The sequence below is a fragment of the Sutterella sp. genome, from assembly GCF_052272535.1.
Classification (GTDB): domain Bacteria; phylum Pseudomonadota; class Gammaproteobacteria; order Burkholderiales; family Burkholderiaceae_F; genus Sutterella.
This window is the reverse complement of record NZ_DAVZJY010000258.1, coordinates 1-3014: the sequence shown is the minus strand read 5'-3', so window position 1 is coordinate 3014 and position 3014 is coordinate 1. Positions and strand designations below refer to the sequence as shown.

The 3014-nt window shown below is 71.0% G+C and carries 2 protein-coding genes; one reads left to right on the top strand and one right to left on the bottom strand.

From position 1 onward, the window contains the following. Positions 1–2581: penicillin-binding protein 1C (gene pbpC, locus ACT6Y9_RS09975; protein WP_443744416.1), on the top strand; the 2581-nt coding region annotated here is incomplete at its 5' end. Positions 2582–2807: 226 nt separating this feature from the next. Here pbpC and ACT6Y9_RS09970 read toward each other — a convergent pair. Then, on the bottom strand, positions 2808–3014 hold a 207-nt coding region (locus ACT6Y9_RS09970; protein WP_443744415.1), incomplete at its 5' end, for a transposase.

The window sequence follows — 3014 nt, the reverse complement described above, 5'->3', positions numbered from 1 at the left end:
CAAAGCGCCGGCGCCCGACCCCAAGGCGGCCGCACCGGCTGATCAGACGCCCGGGGCGGTTGGGCCGCCTGACCCCCCTCCCGCGGCGCCGCCGTCCGAACGCCCCGAACCCGCCGGGAACTCCGCCGCGGCCGGCGCCGGGGCGACTCCGCCCCTCGCCGCTTCCGAGGCGAAGGAGAAGGCGAAGTCCCGTCACGGCCGCACGCGGCCCGCCGACGACGCCGACCCCGTGCGGTTTCTGCGCCGCACGGCGGCGGCGCTCCTCGTCTGCGCGATTGTCGCGGTCGCGGCCGTGGGCGCGGTCCATTCCGTCTGGCAGGCGGCGGAGCGCTCCGCCCCGCCGCCGCTTCTCGACGGAGTTGCGTTCTCCACGACCCTCTACTCCGCCGACGGGGCGCTGCTGCGCCTCACCCCGGCGAAGGACGGCGTCTACCGCATGAAGACGCCGCTCGCCGAGATCGACCCGAAGGTGCTCGAGGCGACGCTCTTCTACGAGGACCGGCTCTTCCGCAGCCACCACGGCGTCAATCCCGGCTCGATCGTGCGCGCGGCGGTGGAGACGCTTCTCGGCGAACGGCGCATGGGGGCCTCCACGATCACGATGCAGTTGGCGCGCATGCGCCTCGGACTTGAGACGAGCACGCCCCGCGGGAAGCTCCGCCAGATCTGGCACGCGCTGCGCTACGAGGCGCACTACTCGAAGGACGAGATCCTCGAGGCCTACCTCAACCTCGCACCCTACGGCGGCAACGTCGAGGGCGTGGGGGCGGCCGCGCGCGTGTGGTTCCACAAGTCCCCGAAGCTCCTCTCGGCGGCGCAGGCCTCGGCCCTCGCCGTCATTGCGCAGAACCCGGTGAAGCGCCGACCGCGCGCCGGAGGGAACGATGCGCTCGACCACGCCCGCATCCGCCTGGGGAGCGCGATGATCCGCGCGGGCGCCTGGCCCTCGCGCTTCGCCGACGCCGTGCGCGCGCCGCTCAAAAGCTTTGAACCCGATGCGCTCCCCGCGCCCGCACCCCACTATGTGCGCACGGCGCTCGCGCACATGCGGCGCGCGCACCTCACGACCGCCGTCGGGACGCTCAACCTTGCGCTCCAGAAGAACCTCGAGGAGCTGGTCGCCGAAACCGTCGCGCGCCTCAAGCCCTGGGGCGTACGGAACGCCGCCCTCGCGGTGGTGGACGCGCGCTCACGCGCCCTGCTCGCGCTCGTGGGGTCGGCGGACTTCCACGACGCCTCGATCGCGGGCGAAGTGAGCGCCTGGACGGCGCGGCGCAGCCCCGGCTCGACCCTGAAGCCCTTCGTCTACGGGCTCGCGCTCGACCAGGGGCTCATCCACGAGAAGACCATTCTGATCGACCGCCCGCAGAGCTTCGGCGGCTGGGCGCCCGAGAACGCCGACGGCACCTTCCGCGGGCCGCTCTCGGCCGAGAACGCCCTCGTCCTCTCGCGCAACGTCCCCGCGGTGGACCTCGAGCGGCGCCTGAACCCTGGGCTCTGGGAGCTTCTCAGAAAGTCCGGCGTCGCGCTCCCCCACGACAAGGACTGGTACGGCCTCTCTATCGTGCTGGGCGGCGCCGAGACGACGATGCACGACCTCGCAAAGCTCTACGCGATGCTCGCGAACGACGCGGTGCTGCGGCCCGTGCGCGTGCTCGAAAGCGAAGCGGCTCCCGCCCAAGGGGAGGTGATCTCACGCGAGGCGGCCTTCGTGCTGCGCCGCATGCTCGCCTCCCGGGGCGAGACGATGACGGTGCGGGGCGAAAAGTTCGACCTCCTCTACAAGACGGGCACGAGCAACGGCTGGCGCGACGCCTGGACGGCGGGTTCGGTCGGGCCCTACGTGATCGTCACGTGGCTCGGCGACTTCGCGGGCGCCCCCAACCCGCAGCTCCAGGGCGCGGCCTTGGCCGCGCCGCTCTTCAAGGCGGCCGCCCTGCGGCTCGCCGCTGAAAAGTCCCTCGACTGGCCCGATCCGGTGATTCCGCAGGACGAGGCGGCGGAAGGGAAGCTCAAGGTCGCGCTCGAGACCGTCTGCACGGCGACGGGCGACCTCGACCGATCGCCCTGCCCCGAGAAGACGCTCGCCTGGATCCTGCCCGGCAAAACCTCGGTGCGCTCCTCCGGGGTCTTCCGCGAAATCCTCGTACGCGAAGCGACGGGGCTGCGCGCCTGTGCGCCGGGCGAAGGCGTGAAGTCCGTGGTCTGGGAGTTCTGGCCCACGCACTTCCAGAAGGTCTTTCTCGAAGCGGGCGTCGTGAAGCGCCCGCCGCCCCCGTATGAGGCCGGGTGCGAACGGGTGACGGGCGAGCCCGGCGGCCGGCCGCCCGTGATCACTGCCCCGAGGGCGGGCGCGGTGCTCTATGCGGGAGGCGCGGATGGCCGGGCGAGGACGCTCCTGCGCGCCGGCACCGACCCGGACGCCAAGGTCCTCTATTGGTACGCGGGATCGCACTTCATCGGCGCCGCGGCGAAGGAGAAGCCCCTCGAATGGGAGGCCGAACCGGGCGTGCACCGCCTCACCGCCACGGACGACCTCGGGCGCAGTACGTCGATCACCCTCACCGTGAAGCGCCGCTGACCAAAAATCCGGCCTCGCGCAAGCCCCGTCCTTCAGGGCGGGGAGTGTGTCAAGTCCCTCCTCTCCTGCGCCGCTCCCCAAGGGCCGTTCGGGATTTCCTCCCGGGCGACCCTCCTCCTCACGTCCGCCTCCTTGTCCGCGCTTGTCCTATGCGTCTGCTCAGCAAGATCCGCCAGGAACCCTCGCCCGTCAGGGCGGGGAGGAATGGCGGCAAAGGCTTCGGGCGTTATGCTTCCCGCTGCATCTCCACATAGCGCTTGAGCACGTCGAGGGTTACTCCGCCCGCCGTGGCGGCGAAATAGGAGCGGGACCAGAAGAGCCCCGTTTTCCCTCCCTCAAGCACTCCGGGATGCTTCGTGCGAATCAAGCGCGAAGATGTGGTCTTCAACGAATTGACGATGGTTGCGATGCTGAGCGTCGTCGGAAACATGAG